Here is a 20,357-nt window from a genome sequence, read left to right as displayed (position 1 = left end):
TAATAAAACAGTTGCTAAAATTAGATGTTTTTTCAAATTTACAGGAGTCTTTTTCTGGAGCTGTTATAGAATTTTTTGAGAAACTTATATAATTCTTCTATAATTTAGGTTTGGCTTTGTAACTTTGCAATCTGTAAAACAAAATGCATGACTACAAAGGAATTAATTGAGCAAATTAACTTGAAAAAATCGTTTCTATGCGTAGGTTTAGATGTCGATTTAAATAAAATCCCTGAAAGTTTTTTAGAATTAGAAGATCCTATTTTTGAATTTAATAAAGCAATTATTGATGCGACTCATGATGTAGCAGTTGCTTACAAACCTAATATTGCTTTTTTTGAAGCTTATGGTTTAAAAGGATGGATGTCTTTACAAAAAACAATTGATTATATTAATTCAAACTATCCTGAAATTTTTACCATTGCTGATGCCAAACGCGGTGATATAGGTAATACTTCTTCAATGTATGCCAAAGCTTTTTTTGAGGATTTGAATTTTGATAGTATTACTGTAGCTCCTTATATGGGGAAGGATTCAGTAGAGCCATTTCTAGCTTTTGAAGATAAACATACCATCATGTTAGCATTAACCTCTAATGAAGGAGCCTTTGATTTTCAAACATTAGAAGTAGAAGGAAAAGAATTATACAAAAAGGTTTTAGAAACATCTAAGACTTGGAAAAATTCAGAGAATTTAATGTATGTAGTGGGTGCTACAAAGGCAGAATATTTTACTGAAATTAGAAAAATTGTTCCAGATAGCTTTTTGCTTGTTCCAGGAGTAGGAGCGCAAGGAGGTAGTTTGTCTGAAGTTTGTAAATACGGAATGAATGCAAATGTTGGACTATTAGTGAATTCTTCAAGAGCTATTATTTATGCATCAAAAGGAGCTGATTTTGCCGAAAAGGCAAGACAAGAAGCTGTAAAAATGCAACAAGAAATGAAAAATATTATGGCAACTATCAATTAAATTAGTTGTGTACGATAGGAAAGAAACCATTAAAAACCCTGTTTTTAGTGGTTTTTTTATGGTTATTTATTTTTGTTTAAAGATTTAATTTGGAAAAATATATATTAATTGACGATTTAGGAACGAAGCATGTTTTTGATAAAGTGCCTCAAAGAATAGTTTCTTTAGTGCCTTCTCAAACAGAGTTGTTAGTCGATTTAGGTTTGGAGTCTAAGCTGCTAGGAATTACTAAGTTTTGTATCCATCCTACACATTTACGTAAAGAGAAAGTTGTGGTAGGAGGGACAAAACAAGTTGATTTTGAAAAAATAAAAAGTTTGGCTCCTGACATTGTTATAGCAAACAAAGAAGAAAACACTCAGGAAATTGTCGAAACGCTTCGAGCCGTATGTTCTGTTTGGGTCACTGATGTTAGTTGCGTAGAAGACAATTTTAAGATGATAAGTGATTTTGGGCAATTGTTTCATTGTATTCCAGAGGCTGAAACATTGAATGCTAAAATTCGGTTTTCTTTAAATACATTTAAGTCGTTTATCTCAGAAAAGCCTTTTAGAAAAGTAGCTTATTTTATATGGAAAAACCCCTATATGGTTGCTGGTTCGGCTAATTATATTAATGCTTTATTGCAATTGAATCGTTTTGAAAATGTTTTTGACAATCAATCTAGATATCCCGAAGTGACTCCAGAGGAAATAAGTGCTATCAAAAAATTAGATTATCTATTGCTGTCCTCCGAGCCTTATCCTTTCAAAGAAAAAGATGCGGTAGAAATGGCGGCTATAAGCCCATCGGCAAAAGTAATATTGGTAGATGGTGAAATGTTTTCATGGCACGGTAGCCGATTATTGAAAGCATTTGAATATTTTATGAGTTTGCACTAAATTAGATTTCGCAATCTTCAAGTACCATTTCTTCTTCGTTATTTGAAGACGAATTAGTGTCTTTTTGTATTTGTCCAGTTAGAATTTTGAACTCTTGTTGTAATTTTTCTATTTCACTTTTCTCTTTTAGTAGACCATTCATAGCAGAAAATTTTCGCCGAATTTACACAAACTTAATATTAAAAACCTACTTTATAATGTTAAGTCTTACTTTTTAATGTATTTTGTCGGTGTTTTTTAAGAATAATACTAAAATAGGAGATAGGGTTTTGAGTGTTTTTTGGAACGTAAAATATTCTTTGGGAATTTAATTTATGCGATTTAAAATGTGGGAAATAAAAAAGTGCTAGTATTTTTTTAATACTAGCACTTGTTTTAACTAACCAAAACCAAATATAATAAATAACCAGTTCATTACATTGCAAAGATGCCACTTTATGAACGAAATGGCTGTTAAGGTTTTGTTATTACTTTGTTGGTTATAAGTTAAGTTTTAAACGCTTGTTTAACTAATTTTAACGCTTAAGAGAATATAACCGTTTTGTTATTGTAGACCATTGTTTTGCGTTCGGCGTGTAATTTTATGGCTCTTGCTAAGACACTTCTTTCTAAATCACGACCTTTAACAATGAAATCTTCTATTGAATGGCTGTGCGTCACTCTAGTAATATCTTGTTCAATAATTGGTCCTTCATCTAATTCTTCTGTTACATAATGACTGGTCGCACCAATAATTTTAACTCCTCTTGCAAATGCGGAATGGTAAGGTTTTGCTCCTGGGAAAGCAGGTAAAAACGAATGATGAATGTTAATGATTTTATTTTTGTATAATTCAATCAATTTAGGTGTAATGATTTGCATGTAACGCGCTAATACAATAAAGTTAATATCGTATTGTTTTAGTAAAGCAATTTGTTGTTTCTCACCTTCTTCTTTAATGGTTTTAGTAAAAGGTACATGGTGGAAAGGAATTTCAAAACGTTCAGCGACACCTCTTAAATCTTCATGGTTGCTTATAATAAGTGGTATTTCTAATGGTAATTCACCAGCGCTGTAACGTCCAAGGATATCGTATAAACAGTGATCGTATTTAGATATAAAAAGCGCCATTCTTGGTTTGTATTCTTGGGTATAAATTTCCCAAGACATATTGAATTTATCGGCTAAATTTGTCTGAAAATCTTTTTTTATGGCTTCTAAATCCCAATTAGGAGTATTGAACTCGCATTCTAAACGCATGAAGAAAACATTTTCGTGTGCGTCTACATGTTGATCTAGATAAATAATGTTTCCTTCAATTCCTGCGATATAATTGGTTACAGAGGAAATAATCGCTTTTTGGTCTTCGCAGTGGATTAGTATTGTTATTTTGTGCATTATTGTTTAGTTCAAATTTTCAATATTTTTTGAGAATTACCAGAGTATAATTCAAAAAAGAATATTGAAATAGTTTTTAGATAATGGTGTACTTTTAATCAAAACTAGTTTTATTTTTTTGATTCAGCAAATACTATTATTTGTTGTCTTGCATCGCAAAAACTTTAAGTAATAATGGTGATGTTCGCGCACTGATGTTGGTACGAATGTTTTTTTCTTCAACAGCAATCATTTTAAAAACGCCACTCATGGCTTGTTTTGTTACATAATCAGTTAAGTCGGGGTTTACTTTTGTAACCAATGGAAGGCTATTGTATTTTGTGATGATGTTTGACCAAACTTTATCGGCACCTACTTTAGTAAAAGAGTTTTTTATTACCGGATTGAATTTTCCATACAAGGCTATTGAAGTCGAATTTTCCAAGTAAGTTGTTGCCGAAGTGTCATTTCCTAATAAAATGCCTTTAGCATCGGTAAAGCTCATGTTTTTTACTGCGCTAACGAATATAGGAGTGGCTTCTTTTACAGCGTCTTCTGCTGCTCGATTCATTACTTTTAGACCCTCATCGGCAAGTGAACTCAGTCCAACTCGTCTTAATCCAGCATCTACTTTTCGTAATTCTTCAGGTAAAAGTATTTTGACAGCTTCATTTCTGAAAAATCCATCAGTAGCCGTTAGTTTACTAACTTGTTTGCTTATTCCATTGTTTAAGGCTTCTTTCAATCCTCCTGCAATATCTATAGTTCCTATTGGTCCCGATGTTTGTGGGAGTTGATTGAGTACTTGCTGCATTTCGGCGCAACCCCATAGGCTACAAACGAATAATAAAGCGATTGCTTTTTTCATGATGATTCTATTTTGATTGTATTTTTTCAAGTCAGGTCAAAAATACTATTTAATTCAATTAAATGAATTTGTTTTTTTTATTTAAAGCTGCTAGATGCTATTACTACTTTTTTATCAATACTTTAATTACTTTTACTTGCAAAACAATTCAATTTACTTCGATGGCCTTTTTAGATAAGATAAATTTGAAAGCGGTTTTAGACCGTAATACAGGTTTTGGAACCAATGCTAATAGTTATGGTGGGCGTTTTATTAATAAAAACGGGGTGGCCAATGTAGAAAAAAGAGGTATGCATTTTTTGCATCGTATTAGTTGGTACCACACCATGATTGACATGCCATCATGGAAGTTTTTTGGAATTATTTTCTCATTTTATTTATTGATAAATTTTGTCTTCGCCTCTATCTATTTTGTTATAGGAATGGAACATTTGGATGGTATTCCTTTAACCGATAGTCAATTAGTGCAATTTGGTCAAGCTTATTTTTTTAGTGCGCAGACCTTTACTACTGTGGGTTATGGACATATTAGTCCGCAAGGCTTTGTAACTAGTTTTATAGCAGCAACGGAGGCTTTGATAGGTTTGTTGACATTTGCAATTGCAACAGGTTTGTTTTTTGGAAGATTTAGTAAGCCTACTGCATTTTTAAAATTTTCGCACAATGCTCTCATTGCTCCATATAAAGAAGGGCGTGCTTTAATGGTAAGGATGACTCCTTTTAAGAATACAAATTTTACTGATGCGGAGGCAAAAATAACTTTAGGGATGAGCGTTGAAGAAAATGGAGTAAAGGTTAATAAATTTTATTCATTGGACTTAGAACTTTCTAAGATTAATTTGTTGACTTTGAGTTGGACTTTAGTGCATCCTATTGATGAGCAGAGTCCTTTGTATGACTTTACTAAAGAAGATTTTGAGAATACTGTTGGTGAGATTTTAGTATTTGTAAAAACTTTTGATGAGCTATTTTCGAATACAGTAGCTGCGCGAACTTCTTATACTTTTGATGAAATTGTTTATGGAGCAAGGTTTGTTTCGATGTATGAAAGGAGTGGGGATAAAACCAAAACAATTTTAGATTTAGACAAATTAAATCATTATGAAATAGTTGAGGTTTAAAAACGATCAAAAATATTCTTTTAATCTTAAAATAATAGTGTATATTTGTTTAACGTTATTTAGAATAAGATGAACAATGTTAAGACTGTTTTTAGTATAAAAGATTTAGAAAATCTATCTGGGGTTAAGGCGCATACGATACGTATTTGGGAAAAAAGATATCAAATTCTGGAGCCTATGCGTACGGATACTAATATTCGCTTGTATGACTTGCACAGTTTGCAAAAATTACTAAATATTTGTTTTTTACATGATTATGGTTATAAAATTTCCAAGATAGCCAAATATTCTGAAGAAGAAGTATCTACTTTAGTTAGACAAATTATATCCACTAAAAATGCTAAAAATCATGCTATTAATGCTATGAAAATGGCGATGATGCATTTTGATCAACAATTGTTTTTCAATACCTACGATTGGTTAGCTGAGGAGAAATCGTTTAGGGAAATTTTTCAAGAAGTCTTTATTCCTTTGTTTGAAGAAATTGGTTTGTTGTGGCAAACAGATACGATTTCCCCTGCGCATGAGCATTTTATGAGTTATTTGATTCGTCAGAAAATAATTTTAAATTCAGAAAAGCTTCAGGTGTTAAGTCCTACTAAAACAGATAAAGTGTTTGTTTTGTCATTGCCTGTTGATGAAATTCATGAACTAGGATTGATGTATTTGCATTATGAAATTTTGTTAGCTGGATATAAAAGTATTTATCTAGGTGAAAGTATGCCGGTTAATTTTTTGAGTGAAATGAAAAAACATTTTAATTCTATTGTTTTTGTAAGCTGTTTAACAGTAAAGCCTGATAGGGATCAAGTAAATCAATATGTGAAAGAGATGGTGCAAGAATTATCAGGTAATTCAAATGAGTTGTGGTTTACTGGTAGATTAGTTTCGTTCATAGATCAGTCATTTTTTGGGGATCAAATACTAGTTTTTGAAACACCGAAAGAATTAATACAGAATTTATAGTTATTTGTTTAATGTTTTTATATATTTGTTAAACAAATGAAAAAGAAAATTACAATTATAGGATCCGGTTTTTCGGCATTGTCAGCGGCTTGTTATTTAGCAAAAAGCGGGCATGAGGTTTCGGTATATGAAAAAAATGCCTCAATAGGAGGTAGGGCTAGGCAATTAAAAAAAGAAGGTTTTACTTTTGATATGGGACCTAGTTGGTATTGGATGCCAGATGTTTTTGAACGTTTTTTTGCCGACTTTGGTAAAAAACCTAGCGATTATTATGAGTTAATCAAATTAAGTCCGGCTTATCAAGTTTATTTTGGGGTGAATGATTTTATTGCCATTGCGGATAATTTAGATGAAATCGTTGCTACTTTTGAGTCTGTAGAAAAAGGAAGTGGGAAAGCACTTCGCCAATTTATGGCAAAAGCCAAGAGTAATTATGATATTGCTATCAAGGATTTAGTTTACCGCCCTGGAGTATCACCTCTGGAATTAATTACTGTGGAAACGGCAATGAAAATCGGTCAGTTTTTTAGTAATATAAGTCGTGATGTTAGGAAGCAATTCAAAAATGAAAAGTTAATTCAAATTTTAGAATTTCCTGTTTTGTTTTTGGGTGCTAAACCTTCTGATACACCTTCATTTTACAGTTTTATGAATTTTGCCGATTTTGGTTTGGGAACATGGCATCCTAAAACAGGGATGTTTGATGTGGTGCAAGCTATGGAAGATTTGGCCAAAGAATTAGGTGTTCAGTTTTATTTTAACTCGAATGTTGAAGAAATAATTGTTGAAAATAAAATTGCTAAAGCCATCGTTGTAAATGGTAATCGAATCGATTCGGATATAGTATTGAGTGGCGCTGATTATCATCATACCGAAACGCTCTTGCAAGCAGAACACCGAATGTATTCTGAAAAATATTGGGAATCAAGAGTTTTTGCTCCTTCTTCCTTGTTGTTTTATATTGGTTTTAATAAAAAACTAGAAAACATTTCGCATCACATGTTGTTCTTTGATACCGATTTTAACGCTCACGCAAAAGCAATCTATGATGAACCGCATTGGCCTGAAGCACCTTTGTTTTATGCTAATTTTCCATCTGTAACTGATCCAACAGCAGCACCAGAAGGCATGGAATCGGCTTTTTTCTTGGTTCCTTTAGCTCCTGGAATCGAAGATACGCCTGAACTAAGAGAGACTTATTTTGATAAAATAATCCTTCGTTTTGAGCAACTTACGGGGCAAAGTATCAAGAAAAATATTATATTTAAGGAGTCTTTTTGTAAGAATGATTTTGTAGAGCAATACAACTCCTATAAAGGTAATGCTTATGGGATGGCTAATACCTTGTTACAAACGGCTTTTTTAAGACCAAAACTAAAAAGTCAAAAAGTTCGTAATTTATATTTTACAGGACAACTAACAGTTCCTGGTCCAGGAGTTCCTCCTGCTTTGATTTCAGGAAAGTTAGTATCTAATTTGATTGACAAACAATTTCTAAATGAATAGTTATGAAGCAGTTATTTGACGAAGTTTCTTTTAAATGCAGTAAATTAGTTACTAAAGATTACAGCACTTCATTTTCATTGGCAGTATATATGCTTTCGCCGAGTATTAGAGATGCAATTTATAGTATTTATGGTTTTGTACGTTTTGCCGATGAAATTGTGGATTCTTTTCATGGTTTTGATAAAGAAAATCTCATCAATGATTTTGAAAAAGAATATTACAAAGCGTATCAATCTGGAATTAGTTTGAATCCTATTTTAAATTCTTTTCAGCATACCGTTAAGCAATACAATATTTCGGATGATTTAATTCAAGCTTTTTTAAAAAGTATGAAAATGGATTTAATCAAACAAGACTATCATTCTAAAGCAGAATATGACGAGTACATTTATGGTTCGGCAGATGTAGTAGGTTTGATGTGTTTGAAAGTTTTTGTAAAAGGAAATGATCAAAAATACGAGCAGTTAAAGGATGAAGCGATGCGATTGGGTTCGGCATTTCAAAAAGTAAATTTTCTTAGAGATTTAAGAGATGATAATTTAATTCTGAATCGAAATTATTTTCCGGGAGTTGATTTGAAATCTTTTGATGAAGAGTCAAAAAAAGCGATTATTGAAGAGATAAATGAAGATTTTAGAGTAGCTTATCAAGGAATCGTAAAGTTACCTATGGAAGCTAAATTTGGCGTATATACCGCCTATGTCTATTACAAAAAATTATTGCGTAAACTAGAAAATACTCCTTGTAAAGAAATTGGCAATACCCGAATCAGAGTTTCTAATTACACTAAAGCAACCTTGTTAGCGCAATCTTTTGTTACCTATAAATTACGCTTAGTCGAATAATAAAAACGCATAAATCTTTTAAAATGATTTCATTTTTAATAACAATAGTTGTTTTTCTTTTAATGGAATGTGTCACTTGGCTCACCCATAAGTACGTAATGCATGGTTTTATGTGGTATTTTCATGCCGACCATCATCAGCCTAAATACAACCATGTTTTTGAACGTAACGATATTTTCTTTGTCATTTTTGCAGTTCCTAGTATCATTCTGTTTTACTTTGGCGCACAAGCAAATTTTAATTATTTGTTTTTTATCGGTCTGGGTATTACACTATATGGTTTTTGTTACTTTATGATTCATGATGTTTTAATTCATCAGCGTTTTAAATGGTTCAAGCATACTAAAAATAAATACTTAATTGGTTTACGAAAAGCACACAAAGTCCATCATAAACATTTAGGAAAGGAAGAAGGAGAATGTTTCGGAATGTTATTCGTGCCTTTCAAATACTATAAAATGTAACATCATTTAGTGCGTACCCTTTTTGAAAAAACAAGAAAAATGTTTTTCAAAAAGGTCGGGCTATTCGTTGCAATCTTTATGTTTTTAAAGAAAAAACATAAAGGATTTTCACTTCTATCCCTTACGCAAAACATCAAACTCTATATTACAATGAAAGTCTATTCAAAAAAGAGCGAACAAAAAGTAAATGCATCTCTGGAAGAATGTTGGGCATTTTTTTCAAGTCCACGCAATTTGCAAAAAATTACGCCTCCATCAATGGGATTTACTATTACCGATTTTGATGAAAAAAACATGTATGCAGGGCAAATTATTCAATACAAAGTTTCGCCACTTTTAGGAATAAAACTTACTTGGGTTACTGAAATTACGATGGTGAAAGAGCAACGCTATTTTATAGACGAACAACGATTTGGCCCTTATACTTTGTGGCATCACAAACATTTTTTTGAACCTTCTGAAAATGGGGTTCTAATGACAGACTTAGTGCATTATGCGCTACCATTGGGTTTTATAGGTCGTATCATGAATGCATTAGTTGTTAATAATAAACTCAATGAAATTTTTGAATACAGGGCTAAGAAGGTAAACGAAATTTTTAATGCTAACTAATGGTTAAAACGGCTGTTTCTATTTTTTGGTTTCGTCGCGATTTAAGATTGGAGGACAATATTGGATTATTCTATGCTTTACAATCGGAATATCCTGTAATTCCCTTATTTATTTTTGATGAAGCTATATTGAATTCCTTGCCTAAGGATGATGCAAGAGTTGCTTTTATTTATGATTCTCTTTCACGAATCGATAAGGAATTAAATACATTTCAAAGTTCCCTTTTAATTAAGAAAGGCAAAACTCAGCAAGTTTGGCAAGCTCTTATTGAAGAATTTGATGTTAAAAAAGTCTTTTTTAATAAGGATTATGAGCCGTATGCTATTCAGCGTGACGAGGCCATTTGTGAATTATTAGAACAAAATAATTCTATAAGTTATTCTTTTAAAGACCAAGTCATTTTTGAAGAAAAAGAAATCACAAAAGCCGATGGATTGCCTTATACGGTTTATACACCCTATAAAAACAAATGGTTAGAACATTTCAATCAACTGAAGCCACTTCACGAGTACAATACCTCGGAATTTTATACTAATTTTTACCAGTCTAATTTTGATTTTCCATCATTGGAACAAATAGGTTTTGTGCGTAGTGCTATCAAAGTAAAACCATATATTTTAAACACATTAGCCAATTATAAAGAAACCAGAGATTTTCCGGCTATCGATGCTACTTCTTATTTGTCACCTCATTTGCGTTTTGGAACGGTGAGTATTCGTAAAATGGTCAATTTTGCAGCAAAAACGAATGCAACTTTTTTGAGCGAATTGATTTGGAGGGAGTTTTTTATGCAAATTTTGTATCATTTTCCTAAAGTAGTTACCCATAATTTCAAATCGGCTTATGATGGTATTCAATGGCGTAATAACGAAGAGGATTTTAAGCGTTGGTGCGAAGGCCGAACAGGTTATCCTATGGTCGATGCTGGCATGCGACAACTCAATGAAACAGGCTATATGCACAACCGTGTTCGTATGGTTGTTGCTAGTTTTTTGTGTAAGCATTTATTAATTCAATGGCAATGGGGCGAAGCTTATTTTGCGCAGAAATTATTGGATTATGATTTGTCAGCTAATGTTGGTAACTGGCAATGGGCAGCTGGTACAGGATGTGATGCAGCACCTTATTTTCGAGTTTTTAATCCCGATATCCAATTAAAAAAGTTTGACGAAAAAGGAATTTACATTCGTAAATGGATACCAGAATTTGATTTGGGTTATGGCAAACCAATGGTCGATCACGCTATGGCTAGAGACAGAGCCATTGCTACTTATAAAGCGGGGATTCTTAACTAATTTTATTAAAAACATATAAGTCATATAAGCTACTGAAGAAATGGAAAGCTTTTTGAAATTAAGCTCAATTAAGTTAGTATCTCAACTGAACTTAATTTCTTAATGGTAAAAAACATATGCCTAATTTGTTTATAAATAATTATCTAATCAATCGATTCAACATCCCTTCAAAAATAAACCCGTGAAAAGGGAAAACCGAATACCAATACAATTTTCCCCAAATGCCTCTAGGTCTAAAAGTCGCCGATTGATATAGAGTATTGCCAATGATTTTAAATTCTAACCAGGCTTCACCAGGGAGTTTCATTTCGGCAAAAAGAATCAATTTTCCTTTTTCTTTATCGGCATATAAAACACGCCAAAAGTCCAAAACATCTCCAGCATGGATAGAATGTTTGTTTGTGCGACCTCTTCTTAAACCAACACCGCCCACTAATTTATCGATAAAACCTCGAATGTTCCATAACCAATTACCATAATACCAACCTGTTTCTCCGCCAATGGACCAAATGCGTTCAATGGTTAATTCTCGATTGATGATTTCTTTTTTTCGGCGGTCAATGAAACATCCTTTTTTAGGAACTTTTAGGAATTCGGATATGTTATTTTTAAAACGTCCACTAACAAGAGAGTCTTTCCAGCTTGAAGCAACCTGATCTTCTTCTACTTTGAGTAAGGCTTTGGATAAAGCCATTTCATAGGACATTGGTGTAAGAGCTAATAATTCATTGATACGGGCATCTTTGCATACTACTTCTACTTTCATACTACTTACAAGAGCAGTCGCTAGTTTGTAAGAGGTTGCAGTTACAAAATACAACCAGTACGAAGATAATTTGGGTGTCATAACTGGAACTGTAAAAATCCAGCGTTTTAGTTTTTTAGCTTTAGCAAAACCCAAAAGCATTTCTTTATAAGTAAGTATGTCAGGACCGCCTATATCAAAACTCTGATTGTATGTTACTGGATTTAATAATGATTTTGATAAAAATTCTAAAACATCATTGATAGCAATAGGTTGGCATTTAGTATTAAGCCATTTTGGCGTTACCATCACAGGTAGTTTGTTAACTAAATCTCGAATGATTTCAAACGAGGCACTTCCTGAACCTACAATAATTCCGGCTCTTAAAGTTGTAGCGGCAAAATTTCCAGTACTAAGAATTGTTTCTACCCTTTTTCTAGAGGATAAATGTTTGGATAATGATTGGTCATTAACAATTCCGCTTAGATAAATAACTTGTTTTACTTGGGTTTGGTTTATTCTTTCTACGAAATTTTCGGCCGAAATACGTTCTAGTTCATCATAATTAGCAATTGAACTAGACATGGAGTGTATTAAATAATAAGCCGCATCAATGGATTCGGGGATTTTTAATAGGCTTTCTTTTTTTAAAAAATCAATTTCGACGACTTCCACTTGGTTTTGGTATTCAGTGGGTACAAAAAAACGATTTTTGTCCCTCACACAGCATACTACATGGTGACCCTTGGCAACTAAAATAGGCAAAAGTCGTTTTCCAATGTAACCTGTAGCACCTGTTAAGAGAATAGTCATCGTATTGTTTTTTTTAACTTAATTTATTTGAAATTAGGCTAATAAATTCTTTTCTGGTTTTGTTTTTTTCAAATGCTCCAGTAAAAGAGGAGGTAGTGGTAAAGGAATTTTGTTTTTCAATACCACGCATTTGCATGCACATATGCTGTGCTTCAATTACTACTGCAACACCCAAAGGTTGTAGTGCTTCTTGTAAACAATTTTTTATTTGATCCGTTAAGCGTTCTTGTACTTGCATTCTTCGAGCATAAGCATCTACAACTCTTGGAATTTTACTCAGTCCTACAATTTTTCCGTTAGGAATATAGGCAACATGCGCTTTACCAAAAAAAGGAAGCATGTGGTGTTCGCACATCGAATATATTTCAATATTTTTTACCACAATCATTTGGTTGTGATCTTCTGTAAACAAAGCTGATTTCAATATTTCTAAAGGGTCTATAGCATAGCCGTGGGTCAAAAACTGCATCGCTTTGGCTGCGCGTTCCGGTGTTTTTTCTAAGCCCTCTCTAGTAACATCTTCACCTAAACTATCGATAATATCTTTATAGTTTTGAGCAATTGATACCGTAAGTTCAGTATCGTATTCTTCTTTTTTCTGGTAACTTTTTATTTCTTCAATCATGTTTTTGATTAGTGTTGATAGGTGAATTTATAGTTTCATTGATACAATTCCATAATCCATTTCAAAGACTTGTCCAGAGATGGATTTTGCTTTATCTGATAGTAAAAAATCAGCCATTTCAGCAACTTCATGAGTTTGTAAGTAACCTTTCATTGGGTGACGTTCAATCATGTTTTCTCTCATTCGATCGTTTCTAAGAATGGAGGCAGCAAGCGTAGTTTCGGTAATGGTAGGAGCAATGGCGTTGATGCGTATTGAGGAAGCAAATTCAGCTCCAAGACTTTTTACTAATCCTTCTACCGCTGATTTTGCAGTAGCAATACTAGCGTGAAAAGGCATTCCTAATTTTGCAGCTACGGTACTAAATAATACGATAGAAGGCTTGTTACCTTTTTTAAGAGTTGGTAAATAGTGTTGAATGCATTTTACGGCTCCAATTACATTGATTTCAAAATCTTTTCTAAAATCATCTAGACTTATGCTGCTAATGGGTTTTAGATTAATTGAACCAGGACAATAGATGAGCGAATCAATATTTTCTATTTCAGGTAGTGCATCTTGCAATACATCTACCGAAAAATGTTTTAAATGAGGATGTGTGATTTCAGGCGCATTTCTGCTGATATTGTAAATGTAATTATGTTCTAATTGTTGTTTTAAAATCGCATTTCCAATTCCTTTACTTCCACCAATAATAACAATGTTTTTCATATCTTAATCGCTTTAGTTTGAATTATCGTTTTGAAATTTTATTGTTGTTTATTTGTCTTTGTCTGCTACATTTGAAGCGTCCTTCACTAAAATTTCTTAGCTTTTCATGTTTTGTTTTGCGACCTTGTACTCTTTCGCGCCACATTTTAAAGCTTGAAGGTTTCATTTCAGCTCGCATCAAATCAATCACTTCTTGTTCTTTTAACCCAAACTGGAACTGTATGGCTTCAAAAGTAGTTCGGTCTTCCCAAGCCATTTCGATGATTCGGTCTTTGTCTAAATTGCTAAGTGCTGTTTTCAAGATTAATATTTTTGATATTGGTTTACAATAATATTGGCTTTCAAATCAAACAGGAGTTGGTACAACCCAAAAAAGGTTCTATTCATATAAATAAAATGTTTCGAACCTCTATTCCCGTTCATTTTTTTCAGATTGGTGTCTTTCGCAAAACGTTCTCCTAATTGAGCAATATTTTGAAAAAACGCTTCATCTGAAAAATCGAATGATTCTGATTGAAAAGGTTTAGTGAATAAGGATAATAAGTCGTAAAACATTTGCGTGAAATAGTTTATTTCAGCTTTAGTGTCATCGTTTCTTAGAATTTCTAATTCAAATAATTTTTTTCTAAATAGTTCCTTGTTTTCTATTACTTCTGGGTTAACCAATTCGAAATAAGGAATGTAGAAATCATTTGGTATGCTTTTCATACAGCCAAAATCAAGTGCTACCAATTGGTTTTGATCATTTATCAAAAAATTGCCTGGATGCGGATCCGCGTGTACTTTTCGTAAAATATGAATTTGGTACATATAAAAGTCCCATAAGGCTTGACCAATTTGGTTCGCAATTTTGGGGTCTGAATTTTTAAATTCTGATAAATGTACACCCGTCATCCAATCCATAGTGATGATTTTTTCGGATGAAAATTCGGGGTAGTATGCTGGGAAAACCAAGTTCTTGATTTTTTTGCAGGCTTCAGCAACTTCTTGACTTTGTTGGAGTTCTAATAAATAATTGGTTTCTTCAATTAATTTATCTTCAACTTCTTTAAAATATTTATCAGAATCCTTTCCTTGTAAATTAAACATTCGGATGGCTATGGGTTTTACTAAAGCCAAATCAGATGAAATACTATTAGCAACTCCTGGATATTGAATTTTGATAGCTAGTTTTTTCTTGTTTTTTACAGCCAAATGAACCTGACCAATACTTGCCGCATTTACCGAATTAGGATTGAATTCGTCAAAGATTTCGTAAGGTGTTTTACCAAAATTAGATTTGAAGGTTTTAAGTACCAATGGTGCCGATAGTGGTGGAACAGAAAATTGCGACAAAGAAAACTTTTCGACATAAGCCTGAGGCAGGAAATTTTTATCCATACTCAACATTTGAGCCACTTTTAGAGCGCTTCCTTTCAAGCTTTTTAGTCCGTCATAAATATCTTCGGCGTTACTTTCGTTAAGTTTATCCCGACTTAAGTCAGAATTTACTATTTTTTCACCGTAGTATTTCAGGTAATTCACCCCTACTTTTGCTCCCGTTTGAACGAGTTTTGTGGCGCGTTCAATTTTCGAAGTTGGAATATAATCAATTGTCTTCATTAGTTTTTTTGTATTTTTTCTTTAAAAATAAATTTCCCAAAGTCAATCAGACTATTGATAGGGCCTGTATTCATTAACTCAAAACTAAGGTTGACTGATTTTTCAATATAAATATCGGTTTTCTCAAAATTTGGAGAGCCGTCTTCTAACCAAAATTTTAAAGTAAATAAAAATTGTACCCAAGCCGTTTCTTGAATCGCTTTATCCTGTATATCTTGGATTTTTTCTTGTTTAATTCTAACATCATCCGTTGTGATTTCAGCAATGAATTGCTTGAAATGGGTTCTTAAACTGGATAATTGTACAAGGTTTTTTAACTGGTTTTTGTTTTCTTTTAAACTAATGGTTACATAACTGCGGTTTGCTGCTAATAATTCGAAAAAAGTAAAATAAAAACTCAATAGTTTGCTTTTCATGTCATACGATTCATAATTAGCATCCTTATTCAATAATTCTATGGTTTTTTCAAAAAAAAGAGTGTAAATGTCTTTCTCGATACTTTCTAGTGTACCAAAGAAATTGTAAAATTCAGTTTCCGAGAAACCATTCAGCTTTGTAAAATGATAAACCGATTTTGGTTTTTCATTGTGATCTAAGGTGTAATTCATATACATTGAAACAATACTGTCCCTTGTAATTTTTGTTTTCTTAGTTGCCATGTCATGCTGTTTATAAATTCGATTATAAAGATAGTAAATTGTTTAACTATTTTGTGTTAATGTTAAACAAAATATTTTGTATATTTGATATAAAGCAAACTTTAGCATGAAAAAAAATGTTTTAATCACCGGAGGAACCGGTTTTGTAGGTAAACAATTAACCAAATTATTAATTGCTAATGGGTATTCTGTTTCTGTTTTGAGTAGGAATAAAAAGCAATCATCAACAGCTATTAGTTATTATACTTGGGATGTTGAAAAACAAATAATTGAAAAAGAGTCTGTCTTAAAAGCGGATTATATTATTCATCTAGCCGGTGAGAATATTGCTGGTAAACGTTGGACGGATAAAAGGAAAGAAGCTATTTTGTCTAGTAGAGAACTTTCTGCCCGATTGATTTTTGATACTTTGCAGCAAAGTAATACAAAAATTGAAGCCTTTATTACCGCTTCGGCAGTGGGAATTTATGGAGCTATTAATGGCCGAGCTATTTGTAATGAGGAGATGCAAGCGGCCTATGACTTTTTAGGTTTAACTTGTCAGAAATGGGAAGCCGCAGCTGGGCCTTTCGAAAAAAAAGGAATTAGAACTGTGATGTTACGAACTGGTTTAGTTTTAGGAGCTAACGAAGGTTTATTGGCTAAATTAACACCTGTTTTCAAATGGAAATTAGGTGCTCCATTAGGTTCAGGAAAGCAATATATGCCTTGGATACACATAGATGATTTGTGTAAAATGTATTTAGAAGCGATTAGTAATCCTAAGATGTCTGGCCCTTACAATGCTGCTATTACTGATGATACTACGAATGAAGTTTTTTCCAATACATTGGCAAAAGTTTTGGGTTATTCGATTTGGTTGCCTAATGTACCTGCTTTCTTAATTCGATTAGGATTAGGTGAAATGTCTAAATTGCTACTAACAGGCCGAAGAGTTTTAAATGCTAAAATTCGTTCCTTGGGTTTTGAGTTTACTCATACGAATCTTGAGGAAGCACTAAAGGATTGTCTCTCAAAATGATTTAGTGAAAATTTGTATATAAGGTAACATTTACCGTTTTAGAAATTTTGTTACTCACTAATGACGGAATTTCAATTTTGAAATCGTCTGTGTTCAAAGCAAATTTGGATTGAATTACAATTGCGTTTTGAACAGTTTTGAATACACTAGCAGTTACTCGGATATATTTGGATACACCATGTATCGTAATTCGTCCTTTAATGTAATATTGGTTTGGTGAAGTGCTTAAGTCATTAATTGAAAAGTTTTCTATAACACCTTTAAAATAGGCTTTTGGAAATTTATGGCTTTCCATATAATTAGTATTGAAATGATCCTGCATTAAGCTTCTTTCAAATTGAAAAAGACTGATGTAGACTTCAAAATAAATGCTTCCATTTTTGGTGTTAATTGCGCTGTAGACTTTATTGTTTTTGGCTTCTACGGCTTCAAAAAAAGGTACGGATGCCTCAAAAAAGATAGTGCCATTAGTTGCTGTTTTTTTATGTTGAGCTACTATTGGAATACTGAAAAAAAGCAAAAAAAGGAGTAGATTTTTTTTCATGATTAGTCTATCTTTTCTACTTAAAGTTAGAAAAAAAAGTCAAAAAATCCTAATAAAATCTAACTTAATTTGGAGTTAGATGTCGGGTTTTAGTGTTTTTTATCTATGAATGAAAAGTAAATACAAGTAAACACCTATAATTTAAAAGTAGAACCAATTAAAGTCTTGTACATTTTTAATTGCTTAATAAAAAGTCTTTCTTTTATTCGATGAAATTATCGTCTTTTTTGGCTCTAGCGATGATGCTTTCAGGAAGTGCTTTTTTTGCTTTGGCACCCATTTTTTTCAGTTTTTCAACACGGATAATTAGATTTCCGCTTCCATCAACTAGTTTATTCATAGCGCCAGTATATTCGACTTTAGTTTCGTCTATTTTTTTGCCTATCTTGATTAAATCGGCAACAAATCCTTCAAATTTATCATATAAAGCACCTGCTTGACGGGCAATTTCTAAGGCATTTTCCTGTTGTTTTTGATTGGTCCACATGCTATCAATTGTACGTAAAGTAGCTAAGAGGGTAGCAGGGGTTACAATAACAATGTTTTTTTCAAAAGCTTTATTGTACAATGAAGTGTCTTCGTTCAAAGCAATGGCAAATGCAGGTTCAATTGGGATAAAAAGCAATACAAAATCAGGACTTTCAATTTGGTATAAATCCTGATAATTCTTATTCCCTAATTGCTCCACATGACGTTTGATGGAATTAACATGTTCTTTCAAAAACGAATTTTTAATTTCGTCTTCCTCTTCATTGATGTATTTTTCATAAGCCGTTAACGAAACTTTAGAATCGACGATCATTTTTTTGCCGTCGGGTAAATTGATAACTACATCGGGCATAACACGGTTTCCTTCTTCAGTCATAAAACTTTGTTGTACCTCGTATTCACGTCCTTTTTCCAGACCTGATTTTTCTAATACACGTTCCAAGACTAATTCGCCCCAATTTCCCTGCATTTTATTATCGCCTTTTAATGCTTTTGTCAAATTCAGGGTTTCTTTACTCATTTGAATATTCATTTCGCGTAAGCCTAAAATTTGTTGGCGTAAAGCCGCATGATAATCAATACTTTCTTTGTGGGTGTCTTCGACTTTCTTTTCAAATAATTGAATTTTATCCTGAAGTGGAGTCAGGATGTTTTTCAGGTTTTCTTTATTCTGCTCAGTAAATTTATTTGACTTTTCGTCTAGAATTTTGTTGGCTAAATTTTCAAATTCTTTGGTGAATTTTTCTTGAAGTTTTTCTACTTCTTCTTTTTGCTCTTTGTTTCGTTCCCAAAGATTATCAAAATCAACTTCTTTTTTTGAAAGTTGGATTGCCAGACTGTCTTTTTCAGTTCGGATTGCTTCTTTTTCTTGCTTGCTTGCTGCTAATTGTTTTTCGAAATTGATTTTTTCATTCGAGAATTGCTCTTTTAGTTGTTCAATTTGCGAATGGAGTGCAATTAATTTTTCTTCTAAACTTGTTTTTTCGGATTGAAAACGAGCAGAAAAAAGCAATTTTCCAATGTAAATTCCTATTGCAAGTGTAATTACAAAAGATACTAAAAGTGGGAGCATATTAAACATAAGTAAGTTTTATAGGTAAAGTAAGCAAAAATAAAGAATACTACTGATTTATAGTCTTTTTTTATGGTGGCTATGCATGAATTTTTTTCACAATTTGCTGCGCAACCTTTTTCATATTTGATACTCTTAATGATGTCAAGTCTGTAGTCGCATGAGAGGAGTTAGTCTGTTTTTAGGTTTCTTTTTTTTCTTTTTATTTTCTTATTGTACGATAAGAAATGAGGATGGTGCTTTAAACCAGCAGTCTATCGTGGGTACTTGGCATTGGAAGGAATCAAGAGGAGGTATTGCGGGTAATGAAATTATTAACCCAGAAAACACTGGAGTTACAATCAAATTGGTCTTTGGGACGAATAAAAAGGTGACAGTTTTTACCGATAATATTGAAACAGGAACTTATGATTATACCATCCAACTAGGAAAAAGTATATTTGATAGTGAGCCCCAACCTATATTAAGTTTTAATGCTATGAATTATGTTATTGAAAAAATAAATGATACAGAAATGAGGATTCATGACAATTTTGTAGACGGTTATGTTTTGAACTATACTAAATGATTAAATAGGTAGGAATGCTTAATTTTGTTTACGTTAAATTATTTTAATTCGTTTTCTTTGAAAGAATCTATAGACCATTATATTCAGAAATGTATCGAAAATGATAGAGGAGGACAACAGAAAATTTATCAGTTGTTTGCTCCTGTATTGTATGGTCTATGCTTAAAATACATGAAAAATGAAGATGATGCAAAGGATGTTTTTCAGGAAGCTTTTGTGGTCGCTTTTCAAAAAATGGGTCAATACCGATTTGAAGGGAGTTTTGAAGGTTGGTTAAAACGTATTTTTATCAATAAATTAATAGAAACGCTTAACAAAAGAAAAAGAGAGGTACTTTTTGCTGAGGAAATGTATCAAGAAGATGTTATAGAGGAAGAAGATGATTTAGACAGTAATGCGATTCCTCAAGAACAATTATTAGAATGTATTCAGCAATTGCCAGATCAATACCGATTGGTTTTCAATCTGTATTATTTTGAAAAAATGAAGCATAAAGAAATTGCAATTGCTTTAAATATTTCAGAAGGGACTTCAAAGTCTAATTTGAATAGAGCCAAAAGTAATTTAAAAAAGAAACTTACGGCCTTACTGGCTTTAAAAAGAGAATGATGAATTTTGAATTTCG

General features: G+C 32.5%; 23 protein-coding genes. 12 read left to right on the top strand and 11 right to left on the bottom strand.

From position 1 onward, the window contains the following. Nucleotides 1-147: 147 nt before the first annotated feature. Complete coding sequence (gene pyrF, locus ACFPTQ_RS13830; protein ID WP_379778169.1) at nucleotides 148-969, top strand: orotidine-5'-phosphate decarboxylase; 822 nt, start codon at nucleotides 148-150, stop codon at nucleotides 967-969. Nucleotides 970-1,058: 89 nt separating this feature from the next. Then, complete coding sequence (locus tag ACFPTQ_RS13825) at nucleotides 1,059-1,850, top strand: ABC transporter substrate-binding protein (RefSeq protein WP_379778167.1); 792 nt, start codon at nucleotides 1,059-1,061, stop codon at nucleotides 1,848-1,850. A 1-nt stretch (nucleotide 1,851) separates the two neighbouring features. Here ACFPTQ_RS13825 and ACFPTQ_RS13820 read toward each other — a convergent pair whose 3' ends face one another. From ACFPTQ_RS13820 to ACFPTQ_RS13810, 3 genes are all read right to left on the bottom strand, one after another. Continuing rightward, nucleotides 1,852-1,992, bottom strand: a complete 141-nt coding sequence (locus ACFPTQ_RS13820; RefSeq protein WP_379778165.1) for a hypothetical protein — start codon at nucleotides 1,990-1,992, stop codon at nucleotides 1,852-1,854. A 380-nt stretch (nucleotides 1,993-2,372) separates the two neighbouring features. Then, nucleotides 2,373-3,227, bottom strand: a complete 855-nt coding sequence (gene purU / locus ACFPTQ_RS13815; RefSeq protein ID WP_278036214.1) for a formyltetrahydrofolate deformylase — start codon at nucleotides 3,225-3,227, stop codon at nucleotides 2,373-2,375. A gap of 136 nt (nucleotides 3,228-3,363) precedes the next feature. After that, nucleotides 3,364-4,074: a DUF4197 domain-containing protein gene (locus tag ACFPTQ_RS13810; RefSeq protein WP_379778163.1), complete on the bottom strand. Its 711-nt coding sequence runs from the start codon at nucleotides 4,072-4,074 to the stop codon at nucleotides 3,364-3,366. A 161-nt stretch (nucleotides 4,075-4,235) separates the two neighbouring features. On the opposite strand from ACFPTQ_RS13810, the gene ACFPTQ_RS13805 reads away from it, so the two are divergent. From ACFPTQ_RS13805 to ACFPTQ_RS13775, 7 genes are all read left to right on the top strand, one after another. Next, nucleotides 4,236-5,195: an ion channel gene (locus ACFPTQ_RS13805; RefSeq protein ID WP_379778161.1), complete on the top strand. Its 960-nt coding sequence runs from the start codon at nucleotides 4,236-4,238 to the stop codon at nucleotides 5,193-5,195. 69 nt (nucleotides 5,196-5,264) lie between these two features. Further along, nucleotides 5,265-6,161: a MerR family transcriptional regulator gene (locus ACFPTQ_RS13800; RefSeq protein ID WP_379778159.1), complete on the top strand. Its 897-nt coding sequence runs from the start codon at nucleotides 5,265-5,267 to the stop codon at nucleotides 6,159-6,161. A 36-nt stretch (nucleotides 6,162-6,197) separates the two neighbouring features. Next, a complete protein-coding gene (locus ACFPTQ_RS13795) occupies nucleotides 6,198-7,667 on the top strand; it encodes a phytoene desaturase family protein (protein ID WP_379778157.1) in 1,470 nt (489 codons plus the stop codon). Nucleotides 7,668-7,669: 2 nt separating this feature from the next. Then, nucleotides 7,670-8,512 (top strand): phytoene/squalene synthase family protein, encoded by an 843-nt coding sequence (locus tag ACFPTQ_RS13790; RefSeq protein WP_379778155.1) that lies wholly within the window; start codon nucleotides 7,670-7,672, stop codon nucleotides 8,510-8,512. A gap of 23 nt (nucleotides 8,513-8,535) precedes the next feature. Then, the gene (locus ACFPTQ_RS13785; RefSeq protein WP_379778153.1) at nucleotides 8,536-8,976 is read left to right on the top strand and encodes a carotene hydroxylase; all 441 of its coding nucleotides are present in this window, start codon (nucleotides 8,536-8,538) and stop codon (nucleotides 8,974-8,976) included. Between the two features lie 150 nt (nucleotides 8,977-9,126). Then, the gene (locus ACFPTQ_RS13780) at nucleotides 9,127-9,588 is read left to right on the top strand and encodes an SRPBCC family protein (RefSeq protein ID WP_379778151.1); all 462 of its coding nucleotides are present in this window, start codon (nucleotides 9,127-9,129) and stop codon (nucleotides 9,586-9,588) included. Continuing rightward, nucleotides 9,588-10,883 carry a cryptochrome/photolyase family protein gene (locus ACFPTQ_RS13775; protein ID WP_379778149.1) on the top strand — a complete coding sequence of 432 codons (1,296 nt, stop codon included), beginning with the start codon at nucleotides 9,588-9,590 and terminating at the stop codon, nucleotides 10,881-10,883. Before ACFPTQ_RS13780 ends, ACFPTQ_RS13775 begins: the two co-directional genes overlap by 1 nt. Before the next feature lie 139 nt (nucleotides 10,884-11,022). Here the strand turns inward: ACFPTQ_RS13775 and ACFPTQ_RS13770 are convergent, their stop codons facing one another. Genes ACFPTQ_RS13770 through ACFPTQ_RS13745 form a run of 6 tightly spaced genes read right to left on the bottom strand, consistent with a single transcriptional unit; the run spans nucleotide 11,023 to nucleotide 16,038 of the window. Next, nucleotides 11,023-12,441 carry an SDR family oxidoreductase gene (locus ACFPTQ_RS13770; protein WP_379778147.1) on the bottom strand — a complete coding sequence of 473 codons (1,419 nt, stop codon included), beginning with the start codon at nucleotides 12,439-12,441 and terminating at the stop codon, nucleotides 11,023-11,025. A gap of 13 nt (nucleotides 12,442-12,454) precedes the next feature. Then, nucleotides 12,455-13,066 (bottom strand): GTP cyclohydrolase I FolE, encoded by a 612-nt coding sequence (gene folE, locus ACFPTQ_RS13765; protein WP_379778145.1) that lies wholly within the window; start codon nucleotides 13,064-13,066, stop codon nucleotides 12,455-12,457. Nucleotides 13,067-13,093: 27 nt separating this feature from the next. Continuing rightward, on the bottom strand, nucleotides 13,094-13,777 hold the full coding sequence (locus tag ACFPTQ_RS13760; protein WP_379778143.1) for an SDR family NAD(P)-dependent oxidoreductase: 684 nt from the start codon (nucleotides 13,775-13,777) through the stop codon (nucleotides 13,094-13,096). A 22-nt stretch (nucleotides 13,778-13,799) separates the two neighbouring features. Next, complete coding sequence (locus ACFPTQ_RS13755) at nucleotides 13,800-14,078, bottom strand: TIGR03643 family protein (protein ID WP_379778141.1); 279 nt, start codon at nucleotides 14,076-14,078, stop codon at nucleotides 13,800-13,802. Nucleotides 14,079-14,080: 2 nt separating this feature from the next. Further along, nucleotides 14,081-15,379: an ABC1 kinase family protein gene (locus ACFPTQ_RS13750; RefSeq protein WP_379778139.1), complete on the bottom strand. Its 1,299-nt coding sequence runs from the start codon at nucleotides 15,377-15,379 to the stop codon at nucleotides 14,081-14,083. Next, nucleotides 15,379-16,038 (bottom strand): TetR family transcriptional regulator C-terminal domain-containing protein, encoded by a 660-nt coding sequence (locus ACFPTQ_RS13745; RefSeq protein ID WP_379778137.1) that lies wholly within the window; start codon nucleotides 16,036-16,038, stop codon nucleotides 15,379-15,381. Before ACFPTQ_RS13745 ends, ACFPTQ_RS13750 begins: the two co-directional genes overlap by 1 nt. Nucleotides 16,039-16,144: 106 nt before the next feature. Here ACFPTQ_RS13745 and ACFPTQ_RS13740 point away from each other — a divergent pair, with 106 nt between their 5' ends. Then, nucleotides 16,145-17,059: a TIGR01777 family oxidoreductase gene (locus ACFPTQ_RS13740; RefSeq protein ID WP_379778135.1), complete on the top strand. Its 915-nt coding sequence runs from the start codon at nucleotides 16,145-16,147 to the stop codon at nucleotides 17,057-17,059. 1 nt (nucleotide 17,060) lies between these two features. On the opposite strand, the gene ACFPTQ_RS13735 is transcribed toward ACFPTQ_RS13740, so the two are convergent. Further along, the gene (locus ACFPTQ_RS13735) at nucleotides 17,061-17,603 is read right to left on the bottom strand and encodes a YceI family protein (protein WP_379778133.1); all 543 of its coding nucleotides are present in this window, start codon (nucleotides 17,601-17,603) and stop codon (nucleotides 17,061-17,063) included. A gap of 202 nt (nucleotides 17,604-17,805) precedes the next feature. Next, a complete protein-coding gene (gene rmuC, locus ACFPTQ_RS13730) occupies nucleotides 17,806-19,173 on the bottom strand; it encodes a DNA recombination protein RmuC (protein WP_379778131.1) in 1,368 nt (455 codons plus the stop codon). A 151-nt stretch (nucleotides 19,174-19,324) separates the two neighbouring features. On the opposite strand from rmuC, the gene ACFPTQ_RS13725 reads away from it, so the two are divergent. After that, the gene (locus tag ACFPTQ_RS13725) at nucleotides 19,325-19,732 is read left to right on the top strand and encodes a hypothetical protein (RefSeq protein WP_379778129.1); all 408 of its coding nucleotides are present in this window, start codon (nucleotides 19,325-19,327) and stop codon (nucleotides 19,730-19,732) included. A gap of 57 nt (nucleotides 19,733-19,789) precedes the next feature. Further along, nucleotides 19,790-20,341, top strand: a complete 552-nt coding sequence (locus tag ACFPTQ_RS13720; protein WP_379778127.1) for an RNA polymerase sigma factor — start codon at nucleotides 19,790-19,792, stop codon at nucleotides 20,339-20,341. Nucleotides 20,342-20,357: the final 16 nt, after the last annotated feature.

It is taken from the genome of Flavobacterium sp. GCM10022190 (assembly GCF_042656445.1).
Lineage (GTDB): Bacteria > Bacteroidota > Bacteroidia > Flavobacteriales > Flavobacteriaceae > Flavobacterium > Flavobacterium nitratireducens.
This window is presented reverse-complemented; position numbering and strand designations above follow the sequence as displayed.

Excerpts from the sequence above, each read along its gene's own strand:
- ACFPTQ_RS13745 (WP_379778137.1), bottom strand. The coding sequence starts at position 16,038 with ATGGCAACTAAGAAAACAAAAATTACAAGGGACAGTATTGTTTCAATG.
- rmuC (WP_379778131.1), bottom strand. The coding sequence starts at position 19,173 with ATGTTTAATATGCTCCCACTTTTAGTATCTTTTGTAATTACACTTGCA.
- ACFPTQ_RS13800 (WP_379778159.1), top strand. The coding sequence starts at position 5,265 with ATGAACAATGTTAAGACTGTTTTTAGTATAAAAGATTTAGAAAATCTA.
- ACFPTQ_RS13775 (WP_379778149.1), top strand. The coding sequence starts at position 9,588 with ATGGTTAAAACGGCTGTTTCTATTTTTTGGTTTCGTCGCGATTTAAGA.
- pyrF (WP_379778169.1), top strand. The coding sequence starts at position 148 with ATGACTACAAAGGAATTAATTGAGCAAATTAACTTGAAAAAATCGTTT.
- folE (WP_379778145.1), bottom strand. The coding sequence starts at position 13,066 with ATGATTGAAGAAATAAAAAGTTACCAGAAAAAAGAAGAATACGATACT.
- ACFPTQ_RS13740 (WP_379778135.1), top strand. The coding sequence starts at position 16,145 with ATGAAAAAAAATGTTTTAATCACCGGAGGAACCGGTTTTGTAGGTAAA.
- ACFPTQ_RS13750 (WP_379778139.1), bottom strand. The coding sequence starts at position 15,379 with ATGAAGACAATTGATTATATTCCAACTTCGAAAATTGAACGCGCCACA.
- ACFPTQ_RS13770 (WP_379778147.1), bottom strand. The coding sequence starts at position 12,441 with ATGACTATTCTCTTAACAGGTGCTACAGGTTACATTGGAAAACGACTT.
- ACFPTQ_RS13795 (WP_379778157.1), top strand. The coding sequence starts at position 6,198 with ATGAAAAAGAAAATTACAATTATAGGATCCGGTTTTTCGGCATTGTCA.
- ACFPTQ_RS13790 (WP_379778155.1), top strand. The coding sequence starts at position 7,670 with ATGAAGCAGTTATTTGACGAAGTTTCTTTTAAATGCAGTAAATTAGTT.
- ACFPTQ_RS13805 (WP_379778161.1), top strand. The coding sequence starts at position 4,236 with ATGGCCTTTTTAGATAAGATAAATTTGAAAGCGGTTTTAGACCGTAAT.
- ACFPTQ_RS13785 (WP_379778153.1), top strand. The coding sequence starts at position 8,536 with ATGATTTCATTTTTAATAACAATAGTTGTTTTTCTTTTAATGGAATGT.
- ACFPTQ_RS13725 (WP_379778129.1), top strand. The coding sequence starts at position 19,325 with ATGAGAGGAGTTAGTCTGTTTTTAGGTTTCTTTTTTTTCTTTTTATTT.
- ACFPTQ_RS13810 (WP_379778163.1), bottom strand. The coding sequence starts at position 4,074 with ATGAAAAAAGCAATCGCTTTATTATTCGTTTGTAGCCTATGGGGTTGC.
- ACFPTQ_RS13735 (WP_379778133.1), bottom strand. The coding sequence starts at position 17,603 with ATGAAAAAAAATCTACTCCTTTTTTTGCTTTTTTTCAGTATTCCAATA.
- ACFPTQ_RS13780 (WP_379778151.1), top strand. The coding sequence starts at position 9,127 with ATGAAAGTCTATTCAAAAAAGAGCGAACAAAAAGTAAATGCATCTCTG.
- ACFPTQ_RS13820 (WP_379778165.1), bottom strand. The coding sequence starts at position 1,992 with ATGAATGGTCTACTAAAAGAGAAAAGTGAAATAGAAAAATTACAACAA.
- ACFPTQ_RS13760 (WP_379778143.1), bottom strand. The coding sequence starts at position 13,777 with ATGAAAAACATTGTTATTATTGGTGGAAGTAAAGGAATTGGAAATGCG.
- purU (WP_278036214.1), bottom strand. The coding sequence starts at position 3,227 with ATGCACAAAATAACAATACTAATCCACTGCGAAGACCAAAAAGCGATT.